Origin of the sequence: Ruminococcus sp. (genome assembly GCF_017650195.1) — a bacterium.
Classification (GTDB): Bacteria; Bacillota; Clostridia; order Oscillospirales; family Ruminococcaceae; genus Ruminococcus.
In genome coordinates this window covers 1-6800 of the sequence record NZ_JAGCFH010000135.1, presented here as the reverse complement: position 1 = coordinate 6800, position 6800 = coordinate 1, and the positions used below count along the sequence as shown (strand labels likewise).

Annotated in this window: 6 protein-coding genes and 1 pseudogene; all 7 read right to left on the bottom strand. The window is 40.4% G+C overall.

Translation table 11 applies throughout. The features are described 5' to 3' along the window. Positions 1-221: 221 nt before the first annotated feature. A complete protein-coding gene (locus J6U00_RS06120) occupies positions 222-674 on the bottom strand; it encodes an SUKH-3 domain-containing protein (RefSeq protein WP_296580194.1) in 453 nt (150 codons plus the stop codon). Between the two features lie 11 nt (positions 675-685). Continuing rightward, positions 686-1690, bottom strand: a complete 1005-nt coding sequence (locus tag J6U00_RS06115) for a GNAT family N-acetyltransferase (RefSeq protein ID WP_296580193.1) — start codon at positions 1688-1690, stop codon at positions 686-688. Positions 1691-2018: 328 nt separating this feature from the next. Continuing rightward, complete coding sequence (locus tag J6U00_RS06110) at positions 2019-3092, bottom strand: alpha/beta fold hydrolase (RefSeq protein ID WP_296580191.1); 1074 nt, start codon at positions 3090-3092, stop codon at positions 2019-2021. A 100-nt stretch (positions 3093-3192) separates the two neighbouring features. Further along, positions 3193-3963, bottom strand: a complete 771-nt coding sequence (locus tag J6U00_RS06105; RefSeq protein WP_296580189.1) for a CPBP family intramembrane glutamic endopeptidase — start codon at positions 3961-3963, stop codon at positions 3193-3195. Positions 3964-3999: 36 nt separating this feature from the next. Next, entirely contained in the window at positions 4000-4944 is a 945-nt protein-coding gene (locus tag J6U00_RS06100) for a Fic family protein (RefSeq protein WP_296580187.1), read from the bottom strand. A gap of 231 nt (positions 4945-5175) precedes the next feature. Further along, a complete protein-coding gene (locus J6U00_RS06095) occupies positions 5176-6426 on the bottom strand; it encodes an ATP-binding protein (RefSeq protein ID WP_365718272.1) in 1251 nt (416 codons plus the stop codon). 83 nt (positions 6427-6509) lie between these two features. After that, positions 6510-6800 (bottom strand): annotated as a pseudogene (locus tag J6U00_RS06090) (type IV secretory system conjugative DNA transfer family protein); the annotation flags it as partial.

The window sequence follows — 6800 nt, the reverse complement described above, 5'->3', positions numbered from 1 at the left end:
GCGTGCTTTTCCTCCACATGGTAATCTATCAATCATGTGTATTATACCACTCTTTGTGGATTTCCGTCACGTTTTTTGTTTTTAATAAAAAATGTACCCGGAGGACATTGGAAAGACAAGGGGACGGTTCTTCCAAAGACAAGGGGACGGTTCTTCTGTCAACCCGCAACCAACCGTCTACTTGACAGCCGCTCTACTAATTGCGCTACGTCCGTATAATACTATTCAATCTCTACCCACGAATCATCGGATTCCTTATCACCGCAAAGAGCAGCTATCAGAGCCTCACCTGACCCTGCACGGAACAGCGGGCCGCCCTCCATGTAAACGTAGAAATTACCATCATCGTGATAATAGATGCTCATGTTGCCTCGATACGCAAAACCCACAGGATAAGCCATCCCATATATCTCATAATCATCGAGCAGATGTGCAAAATCTTCTTTGCTGTAATTTTTAAAGTCCGCTATCGGATTTATACTATGCCTTTCGGGTTCGATATGCTGAATATCATATTTTATCACGAGGAATCCGTACGATATGAAGAACTCTCTCAACCTGTCAGGTATCACCATATTTTCAGCAGCATAAGCGGCCTCGATCGGCGCAATATCCACTTTTCTGTCCGGAGTCCATCCGGCATCATAAAGCCTTTTTAAAGCAATATCGTTCATATACTGTCTCTTCACAAATCTATCTGTAATGTGATCGCATCGTACAGTTTTCCGTCTACCATGCGATAATCCTTTTTACGTACATTTTCAGTAAATCCTAATTTCTCCGCCACTCGCAGCATCGCATGATTCCCGGACCATGTCTGAGTATATGCGCTTTTGCAGCCCCGTTTTTTGAGATATCCAAGGAATTGCTGAAGCGCTTGCGTTCCGACACCTTTATTCCATGCATCTGCCACCGGTATATCAATTCCCACTGCCGGAATGTGCCCGGGATTATCAACATAGTCCAGATCCACATAACTGCTGACCCATCCGACATGTTTTCCATCCAATTCAATCTCATATTTCCAGCGTTCGGAGTCCTCAGGCAATTCACGCACAGATTCGTAGTATTCTGTCCACGAACTTCTTTCTGCCTCCGGCGTGGTCGCCTCGTTTTCCCAAGGTGAATCCGTTTTCATCCACTCTGTTTCAACCGTAAACCACCTTACATAGTCTTCTATATCACTGAAAACCATATCTCTCAGGACAAGGATCGGTCTTTTCAACCTAAACAGTTCGGCATGCTCACCATCATCGTTCCGGTACTGTTTAACCGACTCGAAACCCTTTTTCAGAAGAATCTTTCTTGAATAAGTGTTGTCCGGATCCGTTATTGCCACTATCGTTGAAAAGCCTTGAACCATGTTAAGCAGTATCTCAACCAGTTCGGTACCGTAACCCTTGTTCCAGAACTGCGGCAAAAGCATATATTCGATCTCAGGTGCCTCATACTCGTCATTCATAGTAATAGCACCCATACCTATATATTCTTCTTTATCAGGTTCATCAACGAACACTTTATAGAATCCGAATTCATTTCCTTCTGAGTTCTGTTCCAGCACTGCCCGGAAGAAAAAAGCTGCTTCTTCTTCGGTGAAAGTTCTCCCAAGGTTCTTCACCATTGTTTCTTCGTTGAAGACTAGGCATTCATACAGCGCCCTATCGTTTTCACTATACTTTTCCAATTTCATTTCAGTTACACCCATCTATAGACTGACTATAAACTCCAATTATCGTACACAAACCGGACGACGGGGCTCGAACCCGCACCTGTGACAATATGACGTCACCGTCTCTGAAATGCGTCACTGTCTCTGAAATAATTGAGCAATCTCTACCACGGAGAGTGCCTCACTGACAAAATATAGCCTTGCAACTACCAGGTAGTCTACGGCTAATTTTTCAGAGTCTTGACACGCTCCTTTGAGCTACGTCCGGATATTTAAAACCAACATTTACATTTTATCAAAACAGGCGTGATTTTTAAAGAAAAATAATGCTATTGAATTATAGTCAGATTTAACTGTTCTTCTGGATTTCTGCAATTTTATGGAGTATCTCAGAAAATTCTTCCGAACGTGATTCAAGCAGACCGTGTGTCGCTTCTTCCATCACGAACATTTCTTTTCGGGGAGCGCTCACCTGCTCAAAATATTCGCAGGCAAGCCAATAGTTTGTCTGATAATCCATATCACCGTTTATATTGTAGAAGGGTACTTGATAATCGTATCTGCCAAGCAGCGACAGCTTTGACATATCACCTGTAATAAACACCATATACGGCTCGAATGACTTTTCACCGTTTTTGACATACCCGATAAAATCCTTAATCGTATAGTTCGGGTTGAACAGTATCGTAGTGTAAATGTTATAATCTGTGCCGTCTTTCATCATGCCGTAGCCGTACCTGTCCATAATCTCGTTTCTTGCCATAAGAGCATCTACTATGTCTGCACCATTAGGAGACCATTTTGCAAGCAGTTCCTTTCCCTCTTCATCACCTTCACTCCATTTCTGTGCAGCTTCATACAGTCTTTGTTCATTCTCAGTATAGTCGATGAACTGTCCCGTGCCGATAAATGCGTCATAGTATTCGGGATATTCAAGAGCTAAGTTTGCGCCGAACAGTGACCCCCACGAATGTCCCATAAGAGTTATCTTATCCTTATTCATATAGTCAAGCAGATATTCAGTCATTTCCTTGCCGTCCTGCATCATGATATCTGCGGTTATGGTATCCGTCTTTGAAGTGTCATAGCTTTTTCCGCAGTTACGCTGATCCCATGTGACTACCGTATAAACATCGCTCCACTTTCTTGTGAACGCATAGTCAAGATGACTTGTTGCGGAACCCGGCCCGCCGTGCAGATACAATAGAACGGGGTTGTCCTTGTCATGTCCGTAGATGTTTATCCACTGCTTCGTTCCGTTGATATCCACAAGCATAGATTCGTTGATACCGCCGTCAGGCGTTCTGCGGTTTACCGCTCTGCCGATAAGCCTTACTGCAAACAATATAATAATTATTGTCACAAGAGCAATCAGTATACCTCGAAGCATTTTACCAATGACTTTAGTCGCTTTTTTCAACATGCTATTTTTCCCTTTATTATGATAAATTCGGCTCTGTAAGTATTATTGTTTTCACAAAAATATCTCCGTTCTCCCAAATATAACTTGCTATCCGATCACATCATTGTTTCGTTTTGTTCTTTGCTCGTCGCGGAGTATATATAAGGAACACAAGCGAAATCATAAACATGACCACATACGCTATATCAGAGCAATCACAGATACCGTAGTAAACAGGATTGGGCCGCCACTGTACGAATGCAACCATTTTGATCAGAAAGTCATATACAAAATGAAGCACCATTGGAAGTACAATGTTTCCGGACTTAACATAGATTACTGCGAAAGCAAATCCGATCGCACCGGTGGTTAGGAAAGTATATGTATCCCACGAGGGGATGCAGTGGACAAGTCCAAACAGCACGGTACTTGCAAACACATAAATCAGCTTATATCTTGTGGTATTTGCCGTGTATTTTAATCCTTCCAACAATAGGAAACGATAATTCAATTCTTCATAAAACCCTGTAGTCAGCTGCTGAAGAAGCACTTTGGTAAGAAAAATTCCAATAGTAAGACCTGTCAGCCGGCCAAAGCCCGACACAACTTGAACTATGAAATACAGGAAGAACAACAGAAATCCCGCCCCTGCTATGAGTGCCGATCTTAAATTCTTATTCGATATGATATCAGCAGGTGCCAGTTCAAACAATCTGCCTGCTGCAATCAGTATCCCCACTCCAAACACAATCCTTAATACAGAACTGATAAGAAACCAAGTAACACCTTGTGTAAACTGCAAAAACAACAATGACAGTCCGACAAAAGGCAAAGCAAATATCAAATGCCAAACAAACCCGCTATATCGTTTATTACAAAGTATTTTTTTCATTACATATAGCCCTATAAATTAAAATATAACGTTCGCTCACTCTTTTATCTTTCGCCAACACTTTTCCTTTAGAAAAGCTCGAATCTCCCCGATATCAGCACTTTCGTAATACATGACCAGTTTCTTTTTAAACTCAGGAACATGGTTTTCAGGAATAACTATTAATCCCAGGGCATGCGCTATCATGAAATGGTTAGCAAATATTACAGATGCACGTTTGTTACCGTCAATAAATATTTGCGTGCGCATGCAGTACATGCACAAATCTATAGCGATATCGATTGCTTCTTTGCCGGAACCGATAATCTCATCAATGTTTTCTTTCACCTGCGATTCCACGGGAATAGGCGGGACATAACTTGTTCCTCCGATTGACACAGGAACTCCGCGAATTCTCCCTCCATCGTAAAAGAAGCCTTCATTGACCAGTTTGGCTATATGGCACAGCAAATAATAATTGCTCTCAGCCCGAATTACATCTTTATCAAGAATAAATTCCCACGCATGTTTAAGGTTTAGGATTTTTTGCACGTCATCGGCGGTCATTCCGTTAACTGTACCGTTTTCTATTATTTCTTCAGTCTGCGGAAATGTAGTAGCGACACCTTCCAAAACCGCCTGGTCATATATGTTGGATTTCATATTGGCCCTGGCAAAATCAAGATTAGTGATGACATCTGCAGACAGTTCGTCACCCACATAGCCATTCGCAGCGAGTTCTCTGTCTACTCTGCGGATCTGCTTTTTTAACTCACGCGCTTCTTTGGCATTACGAAGCAGCAGCTGGTACAGCTCCTCTGTATATAAATCCACATATGTGGAAGTCAGCCTGCCGCCTACTCTCTTCCTGATATATAAATACTTTCCACTGCTGTTCTCTTTTATTTCAGGCGTACCATCATATGGAATAAGATTAAGGCGAGCCTGATAATCAGCTCTTTCATGCAACAAATCCTGAATAAGGCTAAAGGGTTCTTTCATATCGACATTCTCCTTAGGGAACTTTCTTGTTTGAAAGTATATCAAAAAGTTCCCTAAAGTTCAAGATGATTTAGGGAACTTTCGGTGCAAGATTGCATTCAAAAGTTCCCTAGCAAGTTATATTAAAATATATTCCGGGCACATCCTTGACCGCATAAGAAATAATTTACATTTAAATTCGAAGCCTTATATCTATTAGCCACTTTTAATTTTTTTCTGTTTTTGGCTAATTCATGCCTCTAACAGCCAATCAGCTAAATCGACAATTTTTATACCTTCGTATTGGTACTCATCATTTCTTGTGCGTGCGATAAGCATTTTAGGATATGCGTCTTTTATCTGTAAAAGTGGTGAAACTTCTCTCTCAAAAGTCTTATCATCGCTTATGTTATCGGATACTTGAATATAGATTTTTTCGCTACGCTTTATTGCCACAAAATCTATCTCTTTTTTATATAATACACCGACATAAACCTCATACCCTCTGCGGAGGAGTTCTATAGCCACGATATTTTCAAGAATTCTTCCATAATCCATATTTCTTGTGCCGAGCTTGGCGTACCGAAATGTATGATCACTGAGATAATACTTATCATTACTTGATAAATATTTTTTCCCTTTGATATCGTATCTACGGATTTTATAAAATGCAAATGCATTGCATAGGTATTGCATGTACGATCCAACCGTTGTATGGTGGATTTTCTCATTCATGCTGCCAAGGACATTTGTAATATTCCTGGCCGATGAAAGATTTGAAATGTTATCCATAAGAAAATCTACAATTCTGTCCATCAACTGAGTATTTCTTATTTTATATTTCTGTCTGATATCCCTTACAATCAGAGTGTCAAATACATCTGCAATGTAATCATACTTTGCTTCCGGATCTTTATATAGATAAGAGCCTGCCATTCCACCTTCTTTAATATATGATGATAGGGCCTCATATCTGTCGCTCAAATCAAAATACCTGACATATTCCTTGAAGGAAAATGGAAAAACTCTTATTTCAAATGTTCGTCCAGTAAAAAGTGTGGCAAGATCTGAACTAAGCAAAAAAGCATTTGAACCGGTTATATATATATCATACTTTTCGGATGCATGCAGTCCATTGATAGCCTTTTCAAAATCCTCACACATTTGAACTTCATCTATCAAAACAAAGTTCTGCATATTCTCTTTATACAAAGAGTTTATATGTTCATACAGCGCTCGAAAAGTGAGCAGTTCTTCAAACTCCGGCAGGTTAAAATTGATATGGATTATATTTGCATCTTGTATATTTTCATCTATATATTTTTTAAATGATTCCAAAAGTTTTGACTTTCCGCATCGTCTTACACCGGTAATGACTTTTATATCCGGAGTTCCCATTACATTGATTATTTTCTCCATATAGGAATTTCTTGGGATGAGCCTCATAATATCCATTTCTCTCTTTCTGTTTGATGAGATTATTCTATCATTTCTATTAGCCATTTTCAACATTTTTTCGTTTTTGGCTAATAGAAGTATGGCGTTAAAAAACAGCACCGGACATTTGACTATCCGATGCTGTGTGCTCAAATCACCGCATTTTCAAGTGCATCTGCATCTACAACCTCATACACATCTTCTTTCCTTAGTTTTAACTGTCTGTGCAGATATTTCTCGACATCAAAGTAGTTTCTTTCGTCAGCATCAGCAGTGAGGTTGTAGTTCGGATGCTGAGTTAAGTCGTATTTGTCCGAAAGAAAGGGGCGAACGCCGCGGAGCTGCAGGATGCATTTGTCGCCGTCCATTACAGCAAGTTCGTCTATGGACATCAGGTCTTTGCCGAGTTTTGAGTAGTTCATGGAGTGACTTTGTTCGCG